At 69.7% G+C, this 22417-nt stretch carries 21 protein-coding genes; 12 read left to right on the forward strand and 9 right to left on the reverse strand.

Annotation, left to right across the window (positions count from 1 at the left end; genetic code table 11):
- Nucleotides 1-51 precede the first annotated feature (51 nt).
- The 3 genes from ACFZCP_RS25675 (at nt 52) to ACFZCP_RS25685 (ending at nt 5469) form a co-directional block, all read left to right on the forward strand.
- Nucleotides 52-3030 (forward strand): Z1 domain-containing protein, encoded by a 2979-nt coding sequence (locus tag ACFZCP_RS25675; RefSeq protein ID WP_391430380.1) that lies wholly within the window; start codon nt 52-54, stop codon nt 3028-3030.
- 151 nt (nt 3031-3181) lie between these two features.
- Complete coding sequence (locus tag ACFZCP_RS25680; protein ID WP_391430384.1) at nt 3182-4213, forward strand: DNA cytosine methyltransferase; 1032 nt, start codon at nt 3182-3184, stop codon at nt 4211-4213.
- 44 nt (nt 4214-4257) lie between these two features.
- Nucleotides 4258-5469, forward strand: coding sequence for a DNA cytosine methyltransferase (locus ACFZCP_RS25685; RefSeq protein WP_391430387.1), 1212 nt, complete (start codon nt 4258-4260; stop codon nt 5467-5469).
- A gap of 19 nt (nt 5470-5488) precedes the next feature.
- On the opposite strand, the gene ACFZCP_RS25690 is transcribed toward ACFZCP_RS25685, so the two are convergent.
- The 5 genes from ACFZCP_RS25690 to ACFZCP_RS25710 form a co-directional block, all read right to left on the reverse strand.
- The gene (locus ACFZCP_RS25690; protein ID WP_391430391.1) at nt 5489-6454 is read right to left on the reverse strand and encodes a DUF6339 family protein; all 966 of its coding nucleotides are present in this window, start codon (nt 6452-6454) and stop codon (nt 5489-5491) included.
- Nucleotides 6454-7377: a hypothetical protein gene (locus tag ACFZCP_RS25695; protein WP_391430394.1), complete on the reverse strand. Its 924-nt coding sequence runs from the start codon at nt 7375-7377 to the stop codon at nt 6454-6456. Before ACFZCP_RS25695 ends, ACFZCP_RS25690 begins: the two co-directional genes overlap by 1 nt.
- 50 nt (nt 7378-7427) lie before the next feature.
- Complete coding sequence (locus ACFZCP_RS25700; protein ID WP_391430397.1) at nt 7428-9542, reverse strand: helix-turn-helix domain-containing protein; 2115 nt, start codon at nt 9540-9542, stop codon at nt 7428-7430.
- A 157-nt stretch (nt 9543-9699) separates the two neighbouring features.
- Nucleotides 9700-10092, reverse strand: a complete 393-nt coding sequence (locus ACFZCP_RS25705) for a DNA mismatch endonuclease Vsr (protein ID WP_391430401.1) — start codon at nt 10090-10092, stop codon at nt 9700-9702.
- Nucleotides 10093-10172: 80 nt separating this feature from the next.
- Nucleotides 10173-11183 carry a hypothetical protein gene (locus ACFZCP_RS25710; RefSeq protein ID WP_391430404.1) on the reverse strand — a complete coding sequence of 337 codons (1011 nt, stop codon included), beginning with the start codon at nt 11181-11183 and terminating at the stop codon, nt 10173-10175.
- A 184-nt stretch (nt 11184-11367) separates the two neighbouring features.
- Here ACFZCP_RS25710 and ACFZCP_RS25715 point away from each other — a divergent pair, with 184 nt between their 5' ends.
- The 5 genes from ACFZCP_RS25715 to ACFZCP_RS25735 all read left to right on the forward strand — a co-directional run bounded on the left by ACFZCP_RS25715 (nt 11368) and on the right by ACFZCP_RS25735 (nt 15414).
- Nucleotides 11368-12594: a permease gene (locus tag ACFZCP_RS25715; protein WP_391430407.1), complete on the forward strand. Its 1227-nt coding sequence runs from the start codon at nt 11368-11370 to the stop codon at nt 12592-12594.
- On the forward strand, nt 12591-13406 hold the full coding sequence (locus ACFZCP_RS25720) for a TIGR03943 family putative permease subunit (protein WP_391430412.1): 816 nt from the start codon (nt 12591-12593) through the stop codon (nt 13404-13406). The genes ACFZCP_RS25715 and ACFZCP_RS25720 overlap by 4 nt, the downstream gene beginning before the upstream one ends.
- 212 nt (nt 13407-13618) lie before the next feature.
- Complete coding sequence (locus ACFZCP_RS25725; protein WP_391430416.1) at nt 13619-14419, forward strand: class E sortase; 801 nt, start codon at nt 13619-13621, stop codon at nt 14417-14419.
- A 94-nt stretch (nt 14420-14513) separates the two neighbouring features.
- A complete protein-coding gene (locus tag ACFZCP_RS25730; RefSeq protein WP_391430419.1) occupies nt 14514-15017 on the forward strand; it encodes an Imm50 family immunity protein in 504 nt (167 codons plus the stop codon).
- Nucleotides 15007-15414: an Imm50 family immunity protein gene (locus ACFZCP_RS25735; RefSeq protein ID WP_391430422.1), complete on the forward strand. Its 408-nt coding sequence runs from the start codon at nt 15007-15009 to the stop codon at nt 15412-15414. Before ACFZCP_RS25730 ends, ACFZCP_RS25735 begins: the two co-directional genes overlap by 11 nt.
- Nucleotides 15415-15496: 82 nt before the next feature.
- Here ACFZCP_RS25735 and ACFZCP_RS25740 read toward each other — a convergent pair whose 3' ends face one another.
- Entirely contained in the window at nt 15497-16903 is a 1407-nt protein-coding gene (locus ACFZCP_RS25740) for an MFS transporter (protein ID WP_391430427.1), read from the reverse strand.
- Between the two features lie 68 nt (nt 16904-16971).
- Here ACFZCP_RS25740 and ACFZCP_RS25745 point away from each other — a divergent pair, with 68 nt between their 5' ends.
- The 4 genes from ACFZCP_RS25745 to ACFZCP_RS25760 all read left to right on the forward strand — a co-directional run bounded on the left by ACFZCP_RS25745 (nt 16972) and on the right by ACFZCP_RS25760 (nt 19737).
- Nucleotides 16972-17499 (forward strand): winged helix-turn-helix transcriptional regulator, encoded by a 528-nt coding sequence (locus ACFZCP_RS25745; protein ID WP_391430431.1) that lies wholly within the window; start codon nt 16972-16974, stop codon nt 17497-17499.
- Nucleotides 17500-17566: 67 nt separating this feature from the next.
- Nucleotides 17567-17893 (forward strand): DUF6412 domain-containing protein, encoded by a 327-nt coding sequence (locus ACFZCP_RS25750; protein ID WP_362693431.1) that lies wholly within the window; start codon nt 17567-17569, stop codon nt 17891-17893.
- A gap of 128 nt (nt 17894-18021) precedes the next feature.
- On the forward strand, nt 18022-18738 hold the full coding sequence (locus tag ACFZCP_RS25755) for a membrane protein insertase YidC (RefSeq protein ID WP_391430435.1): 717 nt from the start codon (nt 18022-18024) through the stop codon (nt 18736-18738).
- A 141-nt stretch (nt 18739-18879) separates the two neighbouring features.
- Nucleotides 18880-19737, forward strand: a complete 858-nt coding sequence (locus tag ACFZCP_RS25760) for a fumarylacetoacetate hydrolase family protein (protein ID WP_391430440.1) — start codon at nt 18880-18882, stop codon at nt 19735-19737.
- A gap of 125 nt (nt 19738-19862) precedes the next feature.
- On the opposite strand, the gene ACFZCP_RS25765 is transcribed toward ACFZCP_RS25760, so the two are convergent.
- The 3 genes from ACFZCP_RS25765 to ACFZCP_RS25775 form a co-directional block, all read right to left on the reverse strand.
- Entirely contained in the window at nt 19863-20741 is an 879-nt protein-coding gene (locus tag ACFZCP_RS25765; protein ID WP_391430443.1) for a TIGR03620 family F420-dependent LLM class oxidoreductase, read from the reverse strand.
- A gap of 84 nt (nt 20742-20825) precedes the next feature.
- Nucleotides 20826-21326, reverse strand: a complete 501-nt coding sequence (locus ACFZCP_RS25770; RefSeq protein ID WP_391430446.1) for a heme-degrading domain-containing protein — start codon at nt 21324-21326, stop codon at nt 20826-20828.
- Nucleotides 21326-22393, reverse strand: a complete 1068-nt coding sequence (locus ACFZCP_RS25775; protein WP_391430449.1) for a Gfo/Idh/MocA family oxidoreductase — start codon at nt 22391-22393, stop codon at nt 21326-21328. Before ACFZCP_RS25775 ends, ACFZCP_RS25770 begins: the two co-directional genes overlap by 1 nt.
- Nucleotides 22394-22417 lie beyond the last annotated feature (24 nt).

Genomic DNA, 22417 nt, shown 5'->3' on the forward strand with positions numbered 1-22417 from the left:
CCCGCTGTACACGTCATTCGTTGATTTCATCCAGGTACCCCGAGGAAGAGCATGGCCAGCAGCCCCACCGACAGCCTCCTCCTGCAGCTGCTCAACGCCGCACTGGCGGACATGCACACCAGCCGCCCCAAGAAGCTGGTGCGCGCGCTCGCCTACCAGGCCGAGACCCTGTCTCCAGAGGCGGAGGAGTTGGCGAACGAGGACGCACTACGAGAAGTGCTGGAGCGCTCTCACCCGACTGACCCACTGGTCGAGGTGTGGCGTAGGAAGCTGACCGACTGGGACTTTCTGCCGGAGCCCACCTGGTCGGCAAGCCCGGAACGCACTCAGGCCCGCCGCGATGACGTCTACGGCCTGCTGGCTCTCTCGGAGGAGACGCGCAAGCTGTTGGACAACCTGGTACCCGTGTCGCGTGCTGCGGCCCCCGTGGTCATCAGTGACGAGTTCGTCCCCTGGTATACGCCGCAGTCCCAGCAAGGGCGTTCTTGGTACTGGCCTGCGTATCGGGCTTATCTGGAGGACAAGGGGTGGGCTCCCGAGTCCGTGACCGGGCTCGATGTCGCCACCGACGCTGTGGTCGAGCGCCTGGCAGACCCGACGCAGCTGGCGGCATACCAGTCGAAGGGACTGGTGGTCGGTTACGTGCAATCGGGCAAGACAGCCAACTTCGCGGGTGTGATCGCCAAGGCGGTCGATGCCGGCTACCGGTTGGTCATTGTCCTCGGTGGCACTCTCAACATGCTCCGCGCGCAGACCCAGCGACGCCTCGACATGGAGTTGGTCGGTCGGGAGAACATCCTGCGAGGAGCGAGTGAATACGAGTCCGACTACGCCAACGACCCCGCTTGGATTCAGGGCCGGTTCACGAGCTTCGGCGATCTCCCTTCCGCCCGAGGCGCGTTCGACATCGTGCGACTCACCACACGTGACGACGACTACAAGAGCCTGCTGCAGGGCATCACGGCACTCGAATACGAGAAGCAGGAGCCTGCGCTGCCTCTCTATGACCCGCGCAACCTGCATCGGTCTCCGGCCCGCCTGATGGTGGTCAAGAAGCACAAGACGGTCCTGGGAAAGCTGGTGAAGGATCTCAAGAAGATCAAGACGCCGCTCTCCGAGATCCCTGTGCTGATCATCGACGACGAGTCAGACGAGGCGTCGGTTAACACCTCGAACCTCGCCAAGCCTGATGCCGAGCGCAGCGCAATCAACCAGAAGATCTCGGAGCTGCTCCAACTCCTGCCGCGGGCTCAGTACGTCGGTTACACCGCTACTCCGTACGCCAATGTCTTCGTTGATCCCAGCGATGCCGAGGATATTTTCCCCAAGGACTTCATCGTCTCCCTGCCGCGCCCCGAGGGCTACATGGGGGCGCGCGATTTCCACGACCTGGACTCTGCGATTCCGGAGGAGGAGCGCACGTTCGCGAATTCCAACGAACTCGCTCACGTGCGCAACATTACTGTCAACGGCGAAGACGGGGACGACGACTTCTGCCTCCAGCAGGCCATGGACATGTTTGTCCTCACGGCGGCCATGAAGCTGTACCGGGAAGAGCAAGGGGGCCTCGGGGAGCGGTACTTCCAGCATCACACGATGCTCATCCACGAGTCCGTACGCACCGAGGTGCACCGCGAACTCCTCGGCAAGGTGACCGGTATATGGTGGAACGCAGGATATATGGGGCCGAGCGGCCATCGGCGCCTGCGTGAACTCTTCGAGAAGGACATCGCTCCCGTGTCCGCCGTCCGGGCCGACGGCCATGCGGTACCACTGTCGTACGACGCTCTCGCCCCTTACGTGGGGCCGGCCGTCACCCGCATCGGTGGGGACGATCACCCGATTGTCGTCGTCAACGGCGACAAGGACATCGAGACCGGGGATGCCGACTTCGACAAGCGCTCCATCTGGAAGATCCTCATCGGGGGCCAGAAGCTCGCCCGGGGGTTCACCGTGGAGGGGCTCACCGTTTCGTATTTCCGTCGCCGCGCGGGCAACGCCTCCACGCTGATGCAAATGGGCCGGTGGTTCGGCTTCCGTGAGGGATACCGGGACCTCGTACGACTGTTCCTCGGTCGAGCCGAGACCATGGGCGTCAAGGAAATCGATCTGTACGCGGCGTTCGAGGCCATCTGTCTGGATGAGGAGACCTTCCGTAACGAGCTGAAGCAGTACGCCATGATGATCGACGGCAAGGCGCAGGTCACCCCGGATCAGGTGCCGCCGCTGGTTTCGCAGCATCTGCCGTGGCTCAAGCCGACCAGCCCGAACAAGATGTACAACGCGCGCCTGGTCGAGCTGCGCTCGCCCGGGCAGTGGCAGGAACCCACCGCATTTCCGACCAAAGCCGCCGACCTGCGGTTCAACACCAACCTGTGGACGCCTGTGCTGGACTCGCTGTCCTCCACCGTCGCCTCGCTCGCATACCACTTCCCGGCCGAGGGCACGCGCGACGCCGTCACTCACCGATACGACACGTTCGTCGGTCGGCTCTCGCCGGCGGATTTCCTGGGGCTGGTCCGTGAACTGCGATGGGGGGCACCTTCCCAGTTCGAGCCGCACCTTGCCTACCTCGCCGAGATCAACCAGGGCACGTCGCCGGATGTCGAGGACTGGCTGGTGCTCGCGCCGCAGCACGCCAAGCGCGGTCAGAGGCTGACTCTGGGTACTGGCGACCGCCCGTTTGCCTGGTTCGGCCGTGAGCGCAGGCGTGGTCCGCTCTTCGGTGCCATCAGCGAGCCCAAGCACCGTGCCGTGGCCCACCGCATCGCGGGAGCCCTCGCCGACTCGTCCGACCCGGGCACGGAGGGCCTGGTCGCTCCCCGTCGGGGGGTTGTGATCGTCTACCCCGTGGTCGAGCCGCAGCACCGGGCCGAACTTCAGGAAGGCGGTCGGCTCGCACCGGAGAAGACCACCATGGCTTTCTCCTTCGTCGCCCCCGCCACGGCCCGCCGCGCCGACGGCCGCGTCGTGCGCTTCACCACCATCGACTCCACGAAGGAGCGCCAGGCGATCATCGACGCTCAGTGAGGGAAACGCCCTGCCGACCGGCCTGGCCGCCCCATACCCTCGGTGAGGGCGATCTTGCCGGTCGGCAGGGCCGGCGGTCGGCCGCGAAGCCCGGTACCGGGGGACGACAGAGAGCATCACCACCTTGATCGGGGGGAATGTGGCGTTTGCCATGGATCGTGACCACCTCGTGCCCACACGTCGATTCGTATCGATGGAGATATGCGCGGGTGCCGGGGGCCTCGCACTCGGGCTCGAACGCGCGGGATTCGACCCCGTGCTGCTCCTCGACAACCGTTCGATCGCGTGCGAGACACTGCGTACCAATCGCCGTGGCTGGGATGTCCGCGAGATCGACCTGGCCGACTTCGACCCTCTCGACGATCAGAAGGTCTACGACGTTCATCTACTGTCCGGCGGATTGCCCCGGGTTAAGTCGCCTGCTGCGGCGACCCGAACCCGCGGAGACGACGCGGAACTCTCGGTGCTCAAGGCCGCCATCGACTTGATCTACGGTGTGCAGCCACGCGCGGTCCTCCTCGAGAACGTGCCGGACCTCCTCGAGAAGGACGAGTACGAGCCGATCCGCGCAGCCGTCGGTGGAGAACTCGGCCACCTCGGCTACCGATTCGGGTGGCAGGTCCTGAACGCCAAGGACTTCGGCGTACCGCAGACCCGGAAAGTCGGCCTGCTCGTCGCTTTCAAGGACGATCTGATCGACCGTTTCGTGTGGCCGAAGCCACACGAGAAGCAGTGCCCGACGGTCGGCGAGACACTCCGGGATTCCATGGGTGCGCGCGGCTGGCCGGATGCCGGCAAGTGGGCTGCTCAAGCCGACGTGATCGCTCCCACCATCGTCGGCGGCTCCTGGGACCGTGGTGGAGCGGACCTCGGGCCGACAGGTGCCAAGCGGAAATGGGAGCGCGTAGGGGTCGACGGTGTGACCGTGGCGGATCAGGTCCCGGCCGCCGACTTCGTCTGGAACCCCGGTGCCGGGCGGAGCGGCCGTGTGCCGCTCACCGTCGATCAGGTGGCGCTGCTGCAAGGGTTTCCGCCCGAATGGCAAATCGCCGGCCGCAAGACGGCTCGGTACCGGCAGGTGGGCAACGCCACACCCCCACCCCTCGCGCAGGCGGTCGGGGAAGCGATTGCCTCGGTCCTGCGGTCCGAGAACGAAGACCCGGCAACGGGAGGCAGCCGGTGACGGTAGGGTTGGTCGTCGCCGACCGACCGATAGACTTCGCCACCATGACCAGCGCACCGCCCGATCGGCCACGACGACCTTTTCACATCGTCGACCTGTTCGCGGGGCCCGGTGGACTGGATCTGGCAGCCGAGATCTTGGACATTCCGTCGATTGGCATTGAGTGGGACGATGACGCGGTGGCGACCCGGCTTGCCGCGGGTCTGAAGACAGTCCACGGTGACGTCCGCCTTTTCGGCCCAGAACATCCCGATTTCAAGGACTGCAATGTGCTGGCGGGAGGACCGCCGTGCCAGACGTTCTCCATCGCGGGCAGCGGCTCCGGTCGCAAGGCATTCGACCTCGTCACAGGCTTCATCAAGCGCATGCACGCCTGGTACGAGCGTGAGAAGGCGGGGAAGAAGGGCGAGACCTGGGAGGATATCCAGCGCGAGCTGGACAAACTCGACGACGAACGCACGGGACTGGTCCTCCAGCCGCTCCGATGGATCTTCGAGGCGATGCTCCGCCCTCGCTACGGACAAAAGCAGCCTCGACCGTTCGACGTGATCGTTCTGGAGCAGGTTCCGTCGGTCATCGAGGTCTGGCACGAGTACGAGACGGTTCTGCGTGCCATCGGGTACGAGGCCGAGGCGAAGGTCTTCCACACCGAGCAGTACGGGGTTCCGCAAACGCGTCGCAGGGCCGTGCTCGTGGCCCGCTGGACCGAACTCCCTGAGCACTTCCTGCCCCCAACACACCACCAGTATCGCAAGGGCGTAAGCCCCCCCGAAACTCTCTTCAGTGGCCGAGAGCGTTGGACTTCCATGGCCCATGCCCTCAACGAGGTCTATGAGCACGTCGACGAGGCCAGGCAACGCCCCATGCCGTTCTGCGTCGTCTCCAATTACGGCAGCGGTGGCAACCCCAAGGCCCGAGGCCGCCGGGAATCCGACTTGCCGTCGGCAACCATCACCGGCAAGTGGAAGCGCAACCGCATCGTGGGCTTGGACGCCCGCGAGACGGAGATGGAACGCCTGAGCAACCAGGAAGCCGGGGTCTTCCAGACCTTCCCGTATCGGTACCCGTGGCGGGGCAATGACCCGGCCCAGCAACAGCAGATCGGCAACGCGGTTCCACCGTGGTTCGGTGCGCACGTGCTGAGCGCTGCACTTGAATTGGGCATCCCCGGGACCGAAGTGCGGGAGAGGCTGCTGCAGTGGGAGCCGAGAGCGCCAGACCAGGCCGCTGCCTCGCCTACCGGCGCATCGGCCTGAGGCGCGCTGTCTGCCCCGGCTAGGTCATCCAGGGCGGCAAATCCTTTTCCAGGCTCACCCCTTGCCGCTGTACAGGTAGGGCGGGTCCTTGTGGGGACTCCGCACTGTCTTCCGACATACGACCACGGCGACGGATCGGAGCCTCGGCCAGGAGCTTGTCGAAAAGGGGCATCAGGGCGTCCACGGCGCCGGTCGGGACACGGCCGTCGTCGGGCCCTTTCGGCAGGCGATCCCATGGGACGGGCGAAGCTCCCTCGCAGTCGGCGATCCAGTCGAGGAGTTCCTCCACCAGCGGGGGGCCGTCGGGGGCGAGAACGTCGTAGACGAGCGTGCTGCCGGCAGTGTTGACGGCAGAAGAGAGCGCGTTGACGTGGTCACCAGGGCGGGGTGTACCGCCCGACAACAGCCTGTCGACGATGCGTATCAGGGCCTGAGCGGTGGGCCGATGGTCGATGACGTCGAGACGGAGCGTGGTGTTGAGGACATCCTGCACGATGCAGGCGATCTCCACGGGGCGGTACTCGGGCCCGTCACGGAAGAGTTCGGCTGCCCACCACAGGCGGGCGAAGCACTGCGTGTAGTGGGGCCCGGAGAAGCGCGAACTCGGCGCGAACTCTTCGTTCCCCTGGTGACGCCAGACTACGTAGTCGGGAGCCACCAGCATGGCGAGGTGGTTCCACAGCCTGCCATCTCCCGCTTCGGACCGAGTCATGCGCAGAGTGGCGTGCAGCCTGGGGGCGAGCCAACCGTCGGCGGCCGTGCGCTTGTCGTCGAAGCGCGTCATAGCCTGTTCGAGGAGTTCCCGGATCGGCATGGTCTGCCACCGTGCCTCGTTTTCCGGGAGAGAGGTGCTCACCTTGCGCAGGGCCACCTGGGGCGGGTTTTCCTGGCCTGACTGCAAGCCGCGACTCAGGTGCTTGGCCACGGCCGTGTCGGGCAGGAGGCCGAGTACTCGCGGAATGTCGAACGGCGCGCGGCGCGACATCAGTCGGCGCTCCTCTCGGCGCGGTCGACGGTTCGTACCGCGTGGGTCAGCTTTTTGGTGGTCTGAGCGCGGCGGCCGGCCGCGTACTGGATTCCGGTCTGCAGCTCCGACCAGCCGAAGCCCTTCGTACGGCGCTCGTTGATCTCGTACAGGGCATCGGTGAGCTGTCGCCCGGGGAACACATCGGGCAGCATCGTGCGCAGCACAGCCTCGCGCCAACCGGTGGGCATCACGGGTGTGCCGTCCTCGTCCGTGTCCAAGTCCGCGGCGGCGGTATGGAACATTGCCGTCCAGGCGTCCTGGGCGATCTGAGAGGCGCTCAGCTCGCGCACCAAGCGCTCGGCCGGGCTGCCCCCGCGACCTCTCAGGACCTCCACCAGACCTTCGACGGCACTTGTGTTGAGGTAGACCGTTGGCATGTCGCCGGAGGTCTCGATGATCCACGACGAGTCATCGAAGGGGCGCAGCCACTTGTGTGGACCGTCACGGAAGTCGACATACACCGTCTCGATCTCGCGCTGGCGTACCGGAATGGCTTCTTCGAGATCGACGTACCAGTCCTCTTCCGCGGAACCCACGAGGCGGCCTGGGACTCCATCCACGGTTGCGACGACCAGCAGGGACAAGGTCGCGCGCCGGAGGTGGGCGGTGCGGGAGAGCGTGATCGATCCGGTCATGGAGCCGTCCTCCCCGCGGCTGAGAAGTGCGGTGGAGCGCCCGTTGGTGGCCTTCTCGGTCACTACCGCCAGGCAGGTCACGTCCAGCCAGGGGCCCTCCCGCAACTCGGCCTCCGGAAGGGTCGCACGGACGTCAAGTACGGCTTCTTCCCATCGGGTGCGTCCAGACTGGTGAAGGGCGACCACGCGTTCTGTGGGCGAGATGTGCTTGTACGGCAGAGGCTTGCCGTCGAGGGTCACCGACACGACATCACACGAGATGTCCCCGAGGAGCGTCGGGTAGGGGAACACCGACTTCACGCCGCACCTCCACGGGCCTTGGGCACGTCCACCGCCAGTCGGGCGTAGCCGCCGCGCACAGGATGGCTGGACGGATCCGTGACGCCCCTGAACACCGCCGCGCGAACACCGGGCTCGATGGTGATCGTGCCGTTCTCTGCACGACACGTCTCGGATCCGACAAGCAACTCCCAATTCACGGAGGGGCGGCCGCCCGAACGCACATCGAACTTGGCCACCGGGGCCAAGACCCACGGGTCCTCGGCGTCCGGCAGCCGAAGATGGACAGTGACATGCCAGGCGCCGCGGTCGTCTATGCGGGCATCGATGCTGCGTACAGTCGGGAACGACTGGGCTCGACGCCCTCCCGCTCCCGCCCCCATGTCGAGCCTCAAAAGCTCGCGCAGTACCTCAGGGGCCCCATCGCGGGTGATCTCCCGCTTTCCCAGGAGCGAGCGGACGGTCTGGTCGATCGCGGATCGGAAGTCCTTGAGCCTGGAGAGCGCGCCGCGCTGGTAGGTCGTCGTCAGTTCCTCGGTCCGGTCCCAGCGATCGTGCTCGGGTGGTTCGGAGGCGCGGAGGAAGGCTTCGGCGAGCGCCACATCCTCCCCGTCCCGCCCCGTCGCATAGCCGGCGAGCAGGACGGCCTGGAACGGTGGCGTGCCCAAGGGCAGGTCTCGGGGCCGTTGTTCGGTGACGGTCATGCGATTGCCGCGCATGCAGATCACCCGGTTCAGTTGCGTGTCGTGATCACCGGCCGGCGTGACAAGAAGCACGGCCAGGTGTTCGCGTCCCTTGTCACGCGGGCGTCCCTGGTCCCTCAACGGCGTGACGATCAAAGGGACATCGGCCCGCACCACTTGGTCTGCGGCTGTCAGCTCCTCGACAGTGTCTCCGTCGAGGTACGCCCTTAGGGCTCGGCTGACGGCGGAGTGGTGGGCATGGGGGTCTACCTGCTCTTCGCGGAGGTAGACCTCTCCGTTGCGCAGGGTGGTGACGCGCGCTTCGAGCAGGGGTCCTGCGGACCGCCCTCCGACCATCGCCGCCCAGAAGTCGTCCGCGAGCGACTGGACGAGCTTGTCGTGCATCTCCTGCAGAGTCTCGGCGGCTCCCGAGGCGTCGTACGCCCCCACGATGAGGAAGGAGGTCCCGGGGGCGTCGCCGGATCGGCGCAAGTGGAGCCTGCCCAGCGTGTCGTCATCGGCCCACCAGGACCGGGAGACTTTCTGGTGCTCGGGCTCGGTGTCCGGTTCACCGAGCCAGGCGGGCCCCGCGTAGCCTTCGCCGTCCACTTCGTGCCAAGGCAGGTCCAAGCGCCCGATCACACGACCGGCCGTGCGTCCCTCATGTGGCTCCGAAAGCGTCGAGTTGATAAGTACGAGGCCGAATCGGCTGGTCGCCCAGAGCGTGGCCTTGCCCAGCCCGTATGAGCCGCCGGCCCGTCCCGCCACGACCTTGTGGCTGTCGAGCTGGCGGCGAACCACCGCGGCGAATCGGCCGTCGCTGTACTCGGGCCCGGTGAGGCCCGCCGCGTTGTAATCATCGATACGGAGCAGGCGAAGCCGGCGCTCCTGTGAGAGATCGTTCAATGCGGAGCGGAGGCTTCGGGAGACCTTCTGGTTGCCACGCGAGGCCGCTTCGTAGTGTGGGAACAACTCGTCCCAGTGCAGCGCGGCGAGGAAGGAGTCGAGGTGGGCTCCATCCAACTCGTGCAGTGTGTAGTGGACGCGGACCGGTGAGCGGACGTCGTACCGTTCGTCGAGGGAGTTCTGGGTTGCCTCGCGTGCAAGCACCGAGAGATCGGCGTCGAAGGCGAACGCGGCGGCGTTGCCGTACTCGCGACCGCCGTCGGGGTGCGCGCGGCGGTGATGCCAGTGAACCGGGCGATCGATCGGCACATCCACGGTGCGCGTCACGACGGAAGCGAGGTCTGTGCCGAGGATCTCGGCGATGCGCCGTTTGGTCTCATCCCGTGGTTCAGCGCGACCGGTGATCCAGGCGGACACCGCGGCACGCGTCTTGTCGAGCTTCGCGGCCAAGTCCGCCTGCGACATCTCGGCTCGCAGGAGCTGACGCCGCAGCCACGGTCCGAAGTCCTCGCCGTGCGTGGCCAGTGGTGCCGAATCGGACATCGTACGTCCTGCCTCCTGCCATGAGAGCGAACCTGAGGGCGTGTCAGCATCGACGGCACAGGCTAGCAGCTTTTTGACAGGTGTGGGCATGTCAAAGAAGATCTGACAGGCTTCGGCGGTAGATCGCATCGGGGTCCGGAACGCGTGAGCTCGATCGTCAATCGTGATTGGTCTTCGCCCGGCGTGTGACCACCAAGGCGAACACGCGGGCGGCGGCCTCGATCGGGTCCTCGTGTTCCCAGACCCTTACGGAAAGCCACCCGGCTGATGCCAGTCTTTCGTCGGTGTCTCGGTCCCGTCGACGGTTCCCCTCGATCTTCGTCCGCCAGAAGTCCGAGTTGCGCTTGGGCCAGGTCGCGTGCAGCGGGCAGCCATGCCAGAAGCACCCGTCCACGAACACCGCGACCCTCGCCGGCCCGAACACGACATCGGCTTCCCGGCGCACCCCTTTCAGGGGCCTGCGGTGCACTCGATACCGCAGACCAGCCGCGTGCAGAGCCCGTCGCAACGCCATCTCGACTTCCGTGTTCCGGTTCCTCTGCCGGCTCATCCGGGTGCGAGTCTCAGGGGTGGTTTCCACCGTTTGTCGCGTCTTTCATTCCACGTGGAGCCCTCGTCATGGGCTCCGACCTACGATCCGTGACATTCTGCGTAAACACGCCCAACACCACACCAGCAAACAGCCGCCCGCTGCGGCGGCCAAGCCACAGCCCGCCCCCGGGCCGCCAGCGTCGTCGCGTACTGCGGCAGCAGGGTCGAGTCGCCCGGTGTCGTTCCCTCCGACGCCGCGAACGCCTCGTATGACGGCACGGTGCCCGTCACGATGCCCAGGTTCGGCGTTCCGGAGGAAGCCAGCTCGCGCAGGGCGGACTCTATGGTCGTGAGGTGTTCGGGGTGGGACGGGTACTCCGCGGCAAGGCCGGGGTACGCCGACAGGAGTTCCTCCAGCTCGGACGTCGGCCAGTGCAGGACCGCCACCGGGAACGGGCGGGAGAGGGCCTCACGGTAGGCGCCCAGTTCGGCCTGGAGGCGGGAGATCTCCGCCTGCAGCTCTGCCGGGTTGTCCGAGCCCAGGGACCACACGCGCTTCGGGTCGTGGAGTTCGTCCAGGGAGACCGGGGAGGCGTGGAGGGTGTCCGCCAGGGTGTCCCACTCGTCGTGGGCCAGGCCCAGCATGCGGCGCACGCGGTGGCGGCCGAAGAGAAGGGGACGCGTCGCGTACGGCGGTTCCGCCCCGTCCGTCAGTAGCAGCCTCGCCGCCTCCGTGAACGTCTCCGCCGCCGCCTCCAGCTCGTCGTGCGCCTCCAGGGCCTCGGCCACGATCAGCCAGGGCGCCGGGTCGCGCGGAGCCGCCGCGCGGACTCCGTCGATGATCGCCCTTGCCTCGGCCTCGTGGTCGTACTCCCAGAGGTTCGAGGCCTTCAGGGCCCGCACCAGAGCAGGGCCCTCCAGGCTGTCGGGCGAGGACAGCAGGCGGTCGTAGAGGGTCGTCGCGGCGGGGCGGTCGCCGGCCAGTTCCAGGTGGGCCGCGGCGCGCAGGAGCAGTGCCTCGGCGTCCTCGGGATACAGGCCGGCGGTCCGCTCCAGGCGTGCAGCTTCGGCGGTGTGGTCGACGTTCTCGGCAGGCGTGTCGGGGCGCATGGGTGACACCGTACTGCCGGGCGGTGACAAACGTGAGGCTCCCAGGGGAGGGAACGTGGGGCACAAAGGGGAGGGAAAGAGTTGAGAAAGAGGAGGTGGGGAAGCGGGCGCCGGTCCTTGGGGGAGGGGGGACGGCCGAGGGGGACGGATATCTTCGACCCGGACAACGACAAGCGGAGTCGGCATGAAGAAGACGGGTGCCCTGGTCGCCGGGGATCAGGGGGCGGCCGGTGCCGTGAGCCGGGCGGCGGGTGCCAGGGGCGGGGCCGCCGGTGCCGTGGACGGGGCCGCGGGGGTCGGGGACGGTGCGGGCGGTATCAACGGCACAGACGGTACGGGCCGTGAAGATGGTACGGATGGTGCGGGCGGTACGGAGGGTGCCGTAGCCGTAGCCGGTGTGGGGGAAGGGTCCGGTGAGCGCGAGGGCGGTGAGCGGGAGGGCGGCCTGCGCATCGAGCCGCCCCGGTACTGGCCGCTGCTCCTGGTGGGGGCCGCCGTCGTGCCCGGTACGGCCGTGGTTCTCCTCGGGCGCTGGGGCGACGCCCCCGCCGTCGAGGCGTGGCGGACCGTGTGTCTGGCCGTCACCGTGCAGGCCCTGCCCTTCCTGCTGCTCGGTACGGCCCTGTCCGGGGCGATCAACGCGTTCGTGCCGGAGCGGGTGTTCAGCCGGGTGCTGCCGCGGCGGCCCGCGCTCGCCGTTCCCGTCGCCGGTGTAGCCGGTGCCGTTCTGCCCGGCTGCGAGTGTGCCTCGGTGCCGGTCGCCAGCAGTCTGATCGGGCGCGGGGTCGCCCCGGCCGCCGCCTTCGCCTTCCTGCTGTCCGCGCCGGCCATCAATCCGGTCGTGCTCACCGCCACCGCCATCGCGTTTCCCGGGAAGCCCGCGATGGTGCTGGCCCGGCTGGTGGCCTCGCTCGTCACCGCTGTCGTCATGGGGTGGTTGTGGCTGCGGTTCGGGCGGTCGGAGTGGTTGCGGCCGGCCGTACGGCACGGCGGGCACCAGCACGGGCGCAGCCGGTGGAACGAGTTCCGGCTCGCGTTCCAGCACGACTTCCTGCACGCCGGCGGGTTTCTCGTGCTCGGGGCCATGGCGGCCGCCACTTTCAATGTCGTCGTTCCCCGGTCCGTGCTCGACACCTTCGCCGGGGCGCCCTGGCTCTCCGTGCTCTTCCTGGCCGGGCTCGCCGTGCTGCTCGCCGTCTGCTCCGAGGCCGACGCCTTTCTCGCCGCCTCGCTCACCGGGTTCCCGCCCCTTGCGCGGCTCACGTTCATGGTGGTGGGGCCCATGGTCGACCTGAAGCTCATCGCCCTCCAGGCGGGGACGTTCGGGCGGGCCTTCGCCGTACGGTTCTCCGCCGCCACGGTCGTCGTCGCCGTGGTGTGCAGCTCGGTGATCGGCGGGGTGCTGCTGTGAGGCGACTCCCCCAGGCGGTCCTGCTCGTGCTCTGCGGGCTCGGACTGCTGCACGTCTCCCTCTTCACCGACCTGTGCCTGCGGTACGTCAAGGAGGGGATGCGGCCCCTGCTCCTCGCCTCCGGCGTGGTCCTGCTCCTGCTGGGCCTCGCCGGCGCCGCCCTCGACAGACAGGACGAACGGCACCAGGAGCGGGAGGGACGGGAGGGAGAGGAGGAGGGGGGACAGCCCAGCGGCCACGAGCACGACCACGGCCACGAGCACGAGCACGAGCACAACCACGGCCACGAGCATGGCCACGATCATTCCTCGCTGCCCCGGGTGTCCTGGTTGCTCCTCCTTCCCGCGCTCAGCCTGCTCTTCTACGCCCCGCCCGCGCTCGGTGCCTACACCGCCTCCCGGCAGCCGCCCAAGGCCGTCGCCGAGCGGAGCGACTTCGATCCGCTGCCCGCGGGCTCGCCCGTTCCCATGACGCTGTCCGACTTCACCAGCCGGGTGCAGCAGGACCGGTCGCGGGCCATCGACGGGCGCAGCATCCGGATGACCGGATTCGTCACGCCCGGGGGGCCGAAGGGCAGCTGGGACCTGACGCGGATCATCCTCAACTGCTGCGCGGCGGACGCCCAGTCCGTGAAGGTGCGGATCTACGGCGGTGCCGTGCTGCCCGCCAACACCTGGGTGACGGTGACCGGGACCTGGCACGCCGGCGGGAAGCTGGGCACCGGCTCCGCGCCGGTCGCGCTCGACGCCCGTACGGTCCGGAAGGTCGCCCGGCCCGTGAACGGATACCAGGACGCCCTTCCGCTGCCCTGAGCCCCCTCGACAGCCGCCCCGGCGACGATGACTCCGTCCCCCTGGGGCGCTCCGCCGGGCGACGACCGTTCCCCTCCGGTCGCCCCGCCGGACCGTGACCCCGGATGCGGGCGGGCTGCGGAGCCGGAGTCGGAATCCCTGCTGCTCTGGTGAGTTGGCGTGCCTCGCCCTATCGTGCGGGCGGCTCCCGTAGAGGTCCCGTAGAGGTGGGGGTGCGGATGCGAGTCGTACGGCACCGTGATCGGCGCAGGCGCGCGAAGTGGCGGCGGGGGCTGTGGGGCGGAGGCGAGGTGCTCGTCACCGCCGGGGTCGTCCTCATGCTGCTCGTCGTGCACCAGTTGTGGTGGACCAACCGGGAGGCCCGGCAGGGAGCCGAGCGGAAGGTGGAGGCCCTGGAGAGGGAGTGGGGCACGGGCGGCGGGGACGGTGGTGGCTCGGCCTCGGGCGGGGCGCCCTCCGAGCCGGTGCCGTCCCCCTCGGCGGCGACCGGCGCGACCGGCGCGACCGGCGGCGCGGGAAAGCGGTCCGGCGGCGCCGTCGTCGTCTCCGGGCGTCCCCGCCCCTCCCAGGCGTACGCCGTCCTCACCATCCCCCGGCTGCACCTGCGGGTCCCCGTCGCCGAAGGGGTGAGCAAGCCGGACGTGCTCAACAAGGGGTACGTCGGCCACTACCCCGGCACCCAGCAGCCGGGCCGGGCGGGGAACTTCGCCCTCGCCGGGCACCGGAACACCCACGGCGAGCCCTTCCGGTACCTGCCTCGGCTGCGGCGCGGGGACACCGTCCAGGTCGAGACGGGGACGGCGACGTACACGTACGCCGTCGACAAGATCCTGCCGCAGACGTCGTCGCGGGACTCCGGCGTCGTACGGCCCGTGCCGCGCTCGCTCGTCAGGCCGTCCTACGGGTACGACGAGCCCGGCTACTACATCACCCTGACCACCTGCACGCCCGAGTTCACCTCGCGGTACCGGATGGCGGTGTGGGGGAAGCTGGTGTCCATGCGGCCCCGGTAGAAGGGGTGTTCCGTGGGAGCGGCCGCGGTGGCAGGCGGGTTCCCGGTGACAGCGGCCGCGTTGGCAGCGGCGTTCCGGATGAGAAGATGCAGGGGTGTCGGGCTCTGTCGAAGGCTTCCTGGTGAACCCGGAAGTGCTCCGGTCCCTTTACGGGCACGTCCCTCGCCCGGAGGGCGTACGGGTCCGTTCCGTCCATCTCGACCGGCGTGGGCCCACGGTCACCCTGCGGGTCGACCTGCCGGGGTTTCCGGCGTCGCCGCCGCCGGAGTGGGCCGAGGCGGGCATGGACGGCGTGCAGTGCCAGTTCGCGTTCTGCGCGGTTCAACCGCTGCTGTGCGCGAAGTGGGAGCCGCCTGCCGTGGCCGATCTGTGTGCGGTGCCGTTCGGGAGCGAGCGGCGGATGCGGGTGTCGGTCGCGGGGACGGGCGTGGACCTGCGGTTCGAGTGCAGTACGTCCGTGGTCGTACGGCATGTGAGCGCCTTCCGGCGCGGGCCCGGTGGAGACGACGGCGGGCCGCATCTCTTCCGGAACAAGGTGGACGCCCGGCTGTTCGGCTCACTGCCCGCCACGCACCGGAAGGTCTTCTATGAGCGGTGACTGGCTGCGGCTGCTCGCCTCCCCCGACCACCTGGGCGGGCTGTACGGGGACGCTCCGCCGGCGCCGGACGCCTGCGATCTCTTCTCCGTGCACATCGACGAACGCCAGGACTCCGTGACCTTGGGGTTCGACACCCGGGTGCTTCCCGTGAACGTGCCCGTGGAGTGGGCGGAGCAGGGCCTCAACGCCTTCGAGTTCCATCTGGTCTTCACGGGGGTGACGGGGCTTCGGGTCACCGGTTGGGGTGCCGCCGAGGCGAAGGAGGTCCGGTTGTCCGTCCGGGACGGCGGGGCCTTCGACGTCGTACTGGGGTCGGGGGAGTCCGGGATCGTGTTCCGGGCGCCCGCGGTCCGTCTGGCCGGGCCCCGCGCCTACCTCGCCTCGGACAGCCCCTGAACTCCGGCGGGGCGATGCGGCACAGCCCCTGAACCCCGGCGGGGCGATGCGGCAGGGGCCGCCGGACCGATCGTCCTGCCGCTCACGCCCGCTCCCGCAGCACCCCCACGCTCACCGCCCCGAGGACGGCCAGGACCGCCGAGACCACCATCGCCACGTCCGCGCCGTGCGCCAGGCCGGCGCCGGACGACGTGACGAGCGCGATCGTCAGGGCCACGCCCGCGCAGGAGCCGATGTAGCGGAACGTCTGCTGGGCCCCGGAGCCCATCGCCGCCCGGTCGAGAGGGACCGACTCCACGGCCACGAGGGGCAGCGCGGCGTTCAGCAGGCCGCTGCCCACGCCGCCGAGGATCAGGCTCGGCAGCATCCGCACCCAGGAACCCGAGCCGATCGCGCCCAGCATCGCCACCGCGCCCACCGCGTGCAGCAGGAAGCCCATGGCGAGCTGCCGTCGCGAGCCGACCCGGCCCGCCAGCCGCTTGGCCTGCAGTGCCACCACGAAGGACAGGCCGGACCACAGCAGGAACAGCCAGGCCGTGTTCATCGCGGACATGTGCAGGGTCTGCTGGAGCAGGGCGGGGAGGTAGCTGAACAGGCCGATCACGGTCAGGCCGGTGAACAGACCGCCGGCCGCGGAGGCCAGGAAGCGGGGGTGGCGCAGGAGGGAGAGGTCGATCATGGGGGTGCGGGTCCGGCGTTCCACCAGTGTGAACAGGGCCATGGCGGCCACCGTCGCCGCCAGCAGCAGGACCACCGGGGTCCGCAGCCAGCCGTCCCGGCCCAGGGTCAGGGCCGCCACCAGGGCCACCAGCGCCGAGCCGAAGGTCAGTGCGCCGAGGATGTCGGGGCGGCCGCCCCGCGGCGCCTTCGACTCCGTCAGGGGCCGCATGCCCAGGGCCGCCACCAGCAGGGCCGCCGCGCCCAGGGCGCCGTACGCCACCCGCCAGGAGGGCATGGCCCCGGCCACCAGCGGGCCGGCCGCGATGCCGCCGCTCACGAAGGCGCCCCACACGCCGGTGGCGTGCAGCCGGCCGCGCGGGCTCGGGAAGGCCGTCACCAGCAGGCCCAGGCTGCTCGCCAGGATCGCCGCGCTCGCCGCGCCCTGGGCGATGCGGGCCAGGGTGAACAGGAGGGTGGAGTTCGTCAGGCCGCCCAGGGCCGTGGTCAGGCCGAGGGCGAGCGTGCCGCCGAGGAAGACGCGGCGGCGGCCGTAGTCGTCGGCCAGGCTGCCGGCCACCAGGAGGAGGGCGGCCAGGCCGAGCGGGGTGCCGTTCAGGAGCCAGGCCTGTGCGGAGAGCGGGGTGTGCAGGTCGGTCGCGGTGTCCCGGAGCGTGATCACCGGGGCGGTGTAGGTCATGAGGGCCACCGCGGTCGCGGCGCTGGTCAGGGCCAGGGTGGCGCGGGGGTGCGAGGGGGCTGAGGGGCTGGTGTCCCGTCGTACGGCCGTGGACCGGCTCTGCGTGACGGTTCGTTCATTGAACCTTGGCATGGGTCATACCGTAACACCATAGGTTCGGTCACTGAACCAACGGACGGAAAATGGTTACAGTGGACCGCATGGCACTGGGCAAGGACTACGCGACGCAGGAATGCTCGATCGCCCGCGCGCTGGAGATCGTCGGCGAGCGGTGGACGCTCCTCGTCGTCCGCGACGCGCTCTACGGCGTACGGCGATACAACGACTTCCTCGTTCACCTCGGCATCCCGCGCGCCGTCCTGTCGGCACGCCTCAAGACCCTCATTGAGGTCGGCATCCTCGAAAAGCGCCGGTACCAGGAGTCGCCGCCGCGCGACGAGTACGTCGTCACCGAGCGCGGCATCGCCCTGTGGCCGGCGCTGCGGGCCCTCGCCCTGTGGGGCCGCGAGCACTTCCAGGAGACCCGGCTGCGGTCCTTCGAGCACGCGCGCTGCGGCACCGAACTCGGACCGTACGGCGAATGTCCCGCCTGTGGAACCAACGTGCCCGTCGCGGACGTTGTCCTCGTGCCGGGCCCGGGACTCGATCCCGACCCGGCGGATCCGGTCAGCAGGGCCCTGCTCAGGCCGAAGCGGATGCTGGAGCCCCTGCACATCGATCCGGTGTAGCGGGACCGGCCCTGGACAGGTGTACGGTTCAGGGAGCAGAAACGCAGGTCAGGGGAAGGGGGAGGCCATGGTCCGCCGTCGTGTCGACACCGCGCGCCCCGTTGCCCTCCTGCTGCTCCTGGTGAACCTGCTGCTGCTCCAGGCCGCGATCCTCGACACCGGCAGCCTCTCCGCCACCGTCGCGCTCGCCGCGACCACCGCCGCCGGTTCCGCGCTCGCCGTCTGCTCGCTGCTCACCGCCCGCAGCGCGCCCGCCGTCCCGCCCACCCGGGTCCGCACGGCGATACGCGACCGGGACCGGCGCACGGCCTTCCTGCCGCAGCGCGACCCCGACGCCTCGGGGCGCCGCCGTCCCCGGGCACCCGGACACGCCCTCGCGACGACCTGCGCGTAGGGCACCGGCCACCAGCGACACCCGACATCCGGCCCCCGCGCGGGTCGTCATGCCGCCATGTCATGTCCCGTCACATGCCATGTCCCGTCACCGGCACGACGACACACCCCGTCACGGAGGGTCCATCCATGTCCGTTTTCGCCCATGTGGTCCAGCAGCTCGCCGACCTGCTCCAGCCGCTCTTCCACGCCTTTGCGGCCGCCGCCGCGATCGTCCTGTTCACCGCGCTCGTACGACTGCTCGTGCACCCGCTGTCCCGGGCCGCCGCCAGAGGCCAGCGCGCCCGGACGGCGCTCCAGCCGCGCATCGCCGAGCTGCGCAAGAAGCATGCGAAGGATCCCCAGCGGCTGCAGAAGGCCGTGCTGGAACTGCACGCCGAGGAAAAGGTCTCCCCGCTCTCCGGCATCCTGCCGAGCCTGCTCCAGTTGCCCGCCTTCTTCCTCCTCTACCACCTCTTCTCCAGCTCCTCGATCGGCGGCGAGAGCAACGGTCTGCTCTCCCACGAGCTGTTCGCCGCGCCGCTCGGCGGGCGCTGGGCCGACGCCCTCGCCGACGGCGGGGTCCTCGGCGCGGCCGGACTCGTCTACCTCGGGCTCTTCGTCCTCGTCGCGGCCGTCGCCGTCTTCAACTACCGGCGCTCCAGGGCGATGATGGCGAAGAACCCCCTCCCGCTCCCGGCGGGCGAGGGGGAGCAGGTGCCGGGGCTCGGCGCGGTCACCCGGCTCATGCCGTTCATGTCCTTCTTCACGCTCGTCACCGTGGCGGTGGTGCCGCTCGCGGCCGCGCTGTACGTCATCACCAGTACGACGTGGAGCGCGGTGGAGCGGGCCGTGCTGTACCGCTGAGCCGCGGCCCCGAGGGCCCGGGGTTACGGTCCAGTACCTGAACAGGGTCTTGCAGAGTGGACGGGCCGGTTGGAGGATCGACCAGTCCTCCGATGGCTGCACCCATCGGTCGGGCGCCCGCGATCGAGGGAGATTGTGACCATGAAGCTGCTGCGAGTCGGTACGGCCGGTGCGGAGCGACCCGCGCTGCTCGACGCCGAGGGGACCCTGCGGGACCTGTCGGGGATCGTGGACGACATCGACGGCGCACTGCTCGCCGACGACGGCGCGCTCGGCCGGGTACGGGCGGCGGCCGCCTCCGGCGAGCTGCCCGAGCTGGACGCGGAGGGCCTGAGGACCGGGCCCCCGCTCGGCCGGATCGGCAAGATCGTGTGCATCGGGCTCAACTACCACGACCACGCGCGCGAGACGGGGGCCGAGCCGCCCGCCGAGCCCGTGATCTTCTTCAAGGCCGCCGACACCGTCGTCGGGCCGAACGACACCGTGCTCGTGCCGCGCGGGTCCGCCAAGACCGACTGGGAGGTGGAGCTGGCCGTCGTCATCGGCCGCACGGCCCGCTACCTGGAGTCGGCCGAGGAGGCGCTGGCGCACGTCGCCGGTTACACGGTGGCGCACGACGTGTCCGAGCGGGAGTTCCAGATCGAGCGGGGCGGGACCTGGGACAAGGGGAAGAACTGCGAGACCTTCAACCCGCTCGGGCCGTGGCTGGTCACCGCGGACGAGGTGGCCGATCCGCAGCGGCTGCCGCTGAAGCTGTGGGTGAACGGCGAGCTGAAGCAGGACGGGACCACCGCCGAGCAGATCTTTCCCGTCGGCGAAGTCGTGCGGTACGTCAGCCACTTCATGACCCTCTACCCCGGCGACGTCATCAACACCGGGACGCCGGCGGGCGTGGCCATGGGGCAGCCCGAGCCGAAGCCGTATCTGCGGGCCGGTGACGTGGTCGAGCTGGAGATCGAGGGGCTCGGGCGGCAGCGGCAGGAGCTGAAGGACGCGTAGACGCCCCGCTGGGAGCGCCGGGGAACTGCGGTCGTGTGGCGGCTGCGGGTCCGCTTGTGGCTGGTCGCGCCCACGCGGCGGGGCCGCACATCGATGCGGCCCCGCGCCCCCATGGGGAGGGGCGGCTACGCCTCCAAAAGGGCAGCCACCTTGCGCCAGGCCTCGCGCGGCAGGCCCTCACGGGTGCCGGCGTCGATCACCTGGAGGGCGACGTGGTCGGCGCCCGCCTCGTGGAACGCGTTGATACGGGCCCGGATCCGGTCCTCGTCGCCCCAGGCGAAGAAGGTGTCGATCAGGCGGTCGCTGCCGCCGTCCTCGAAGTCGTCCTCGGTGAAGCCGAGGCCGAGCCAGGTGTTGGTGTAGTTGGGGAGAGCGAGGTACAGGGCGAGCACGTCGCGGGCGACGGCCCGGGCCTTGCCCGGATCCGTCTCCAGGACGACCTTGAACTCCGGGGCCAGCAGCGCGTTCTCGCCGAGGATCTCCCGGGCCCGGGCCGTGTGCTCGGGGGTGACCAGGTACGGGATCGCGCCGGCCGCGCGGGTGCCCGCGAGATCGAGGGTCTTCGGGCCGAGGGCGGCCAGCACCCGGCGGTTCGCGGGCACCCCCGCCTCGTCCAGGGCGTCGAGGTAGGAGACCAGGGCCGAGTACGGGCGGCGGTACTGGTCGTGCAGCTTGGCGTGGCTGACCCCGAGGCCCAGGACGAAGCGGCCGGGGTGGGCCGACTCGGCCTCGGCGAAGGCCGCGGCGCTCTCGGCGGCCTCGTACTGCCAGATGCTCTGGATGCTGGTGCCGACGACCAGCGCCGACGTCGACTCCAGCAGGGGGAGGGCGTGCCGGACGGCGCTGCTGCCGCCCAGCCAGGCGGCGCCGAAGCCGAGTTGTTCCAGCTCGGCCGCGGCGTCGCCGATCTCGGCACGCAGGGAGGGGTCCTCGTCGCGCAGACCGTGGCTCCAGATGCCGTACCGGCCGATGGACTCCTTGAGAAGGTTCGGGCTGTCGCTCATGAGCTGGATTTCCTCCGGTCGGGGCGGTGCCGTGACGGGTGTGACGTCAGTGACAACCGGAGGATGCCCCCGGGTAATCCCCGGTCAGCTCTCCAGGAACTGCTCCAGCGCCTCCACCACGAAGCGGTGGTCCTGCAGCTGGGGGAGGCCGGAGACGGTCACCGCGCCGATGATGCCGACGTTCTCGACGTTGATCGGGAACGAGCCGCCGTGCGCCGCGTAGGTGTCCGGGTCGAGGCGCGAGGACTCCTCGAACGTCGTGCCCTTGGCGCGGAAGCGGGCGCCGACCAGGTAGGAGGAGGCGCCGTAGCGCTCCACCACCCGGCGCTTGCGGGCGATCCAGGCGTCGTTGTCGGGCGTGGAGCCCGGCAGGGCGGCGTGGAAGAGCTGCTGGCCGGCGCGGTGGATGTCGACGGCGAGCGGAGCCTGGCGCTCCCGGGCCAGCTCGACCAGGAGGGAGCCGAGGGCCCAGGCGTCGTCGTACGTGAACTGCCGGAAGACCAGGCGGCGTTCCTGCGCCTCCAGCTCCGCCACGCTCGGGGTGATCTCGGGGACGAACTTCGGGGTGATCTGCGGGTGGTGCATCAGAGGGTCACCGTCACCTTGTCGCGGGCGGACCGGCGGGCCGCCTCCAGTACGTCGAGGGCCGCGGCCGCCTCCAGCGCGGTCACCGGGTTGGGGCCGGTGCCGGCCAGGGCGGCCGCCACGGCCGCGTAGTAGGCCGGGTAGTCGCCCGGCACGGTCGGCACGGGGCGGCCGCCGCCGGTCAGCGGGGACTCGCCCGCGCCCAGGCGGCCCCACAGGGCCTCGGGCTCCGCTCCCCACTTGGTGCCGGGACGCAGGCCTTCCCGCAGGGCCGCCTCCTGCGGGTCCAGGCCGTACTTCACATAGCCCCCCTGCGAGCCCAGGACCCTGAAGCGCGGGCCGAGCTGAGCCGTGGTGGCGGAGACGTAGAGGTGGGAACGGACACCGTTCGCGTGGGTGAGCGCGATGAAGGTGTCGTCGTCGGTCTCGGCCCCGTCGCGGCGGACGGCCGTCTCGGCGTACACCTCGGTGGCCGGGCCGAAGAGCATCAGGGCCTGGTCCACGACATGGCTGCCGAGGTCGTAGAGCAGACCTCCGATCTCTGCCGGGTCGCCGGACTCGCGCCAGCCGCCCTTCGGCTGCGGGCGCCAGCGCTCGAAGCGGGACTCGAAGCGCCACACGTCGCCGAGCTCGCCCTTCGCCAGCAGCTCCCTCAGGGTCAGGAAGTCGTTGTCCCAGCGGCGGTTCTGGAAGACCGAGACCAGCAGGCCGCGCTCCTCGGCGAGGCCGGCCAGCTCCCGCGCCTCGGCGGCGGTGCCGGCGAGCGGCTTGTCGACCACGACCGGCAGGCCCGCCTCCAGGGCGGTGGTGGCGAGCGGGACGTGCGTCCTGTTCGGGGACGCGACGACGATCAGGTCCAGCTCGTCGGCGCGGGCGAACAGTTCATCGGGAGCGGCGGCCACGCGGACGTCCGGGAACTCCGACCGTGCCTGCTCCTGCCGCTCGGAGTGCGAGGTGACCACCGTGTCCAGGACGAGGCCCTCGGTGGCGGCGACGAGCGGGGCGTGGAAGACGGAGCCTGCGAGGCCGTAACCGATCAGGCCGACGCGGAGGGGGGTACCAGTCATGCGTCCTACTTTCGCAACGCTGTT

Origin of the sequence: Streptomyces sp. NPDC007971, from assembly GCF_042958635.1 — a bacterium.
GTDB lineage: Bacteria > Actinomycetota > Actinomycetes > Streptomycetales > Streptomycetaceae > Streptomyces.

Excerpts from the sequence above, each read along its gene's own strand:
- ACFZCP_RS25770 (WP_391430446.1), bottom strand. The coding sequence starts at position 21,326 with ATGCACCACCCGCAGATCACCCCGAAGTTCGTCCCCGAGATCACCCCG.
- ACFZCP_RS25755 (WP_391430435.1), top strand. The coding sequence starts at position 18,022 with ATGTCCGTTTTCGCCCATGTGGTCCAGCAGCTCGCCGACCTGCTCCAG.
- ACFZCP_RS25680 (WP_391430384.1), top strand. The coding sequence starts at position 3,182 with ATGGATCGTGACCACCTCGTGCCCACACGTCGATTCGTATCGATGGAG.
- ACFZCP_RS25760 (WP_391430440.1), top strand. The coding sequence starts at position 18,880 with ATGAAGCTGCTGCGAGTCGGTACGGCCGGTGCGGAGCGACCCGCGCTG.
- ACFZCP_RS25685 (WP_391430387.1), top strand. The coding sequence starts at position 4,258 with ATGACCAGCGCACCGCCCGATCGGCCACGACGACCTTTTCACATCGTC.
- ACFZCP_RS25775 (WP_391430449.1), bottom strand. The coding sequence starts at position 22,393 with ATGACTGGTACCCCCCTCCGCGTCGGCCTGATCGGTTACGGCCTCGCA.
- ACFZCP_RS25750 (WP_362693431.1), top strand. The coding sequence starts at position 17,567 with ATGGTCCGCCGTCGTGTCGACACCGCGCGCCCCGTTGCCCTCCTGCTG.
- ACFZCP_RS25715 (WP_391430407.1), top strand. The coding sequence starts at position 11,368 with ATGAAGAAGACGGGTGCCCTGGTCGCCGGGGATCAGGGGGCGGCCGGT.
- ACFZCP_RS25765 (WP_391430443.1), bottom strand. The coding sequence starts at position 20,741 with ATGAGCGACAGCCCGAACCTTCTCAAGGAGTCCATCGGCCGGTACGGC.
- ACFZCP_RS25745 (WP_391430431.1), top strand. The coding sequence starts at position 16,972 with ATGGCACTGGGCAAGGACTACGCGACGCAGGAATGCTCGATCGCCCGC.
- ACFZCP_RS25675 (WP_391430380.1), top strand. The coding sequence starts at position 52 with ATGGCCAGCAGCCCCACCGACAGCCTCCTCCTGCAGCTGCTCAACGCC.
- ACFZCP_RS25690 (WP_391430391.1), bottom strand. The coding sequence starts at position 6,454 with ATGTCGCGCCGCGCGCCGTTCGACATTCCGCGAGTACTCGGCCTCCTG.
- ACFZCP_RS25705 (WP_391430401.1), bottom strand. The coding sequence starts at position 10,092 with ATGAGCCGGCAGAGGAACCGGAACACGGAAGTCGAGATGGCGTTGCGA.
- ACFZCP_RS25735 (WP_391430422.1), top strand. The coding sequence starts at position 15,007 with ATGAGCGGTGACTGGCTGCGGCTGCTCGCCTCCCCCGACCACCTGGGC.
- ACFZCP_RS25740 (WP_391430427.1), bottom strand. The coding sequence starts at position 16,903 with ATGCCAAGGTTCAATGAACGAACCGTCACGCAGAGCCGGTCCACGGCC.
- ACFZCP_RS25700 (WP_391430397.1), bottom strand. The coding sequence starts at position 9,542 with ATGTCCGATTCGGCACCACTGGCCACGCACGGCGAGGACTTCGGACCG.
- ACFZCP_RS25710 (WP_391430404.1), bottom strand. The coding sequence starts at position 11,183 with ATGCGCCCCGACACGCCTGCCGAGAACGTCGACCACACCGCCGAAGCT.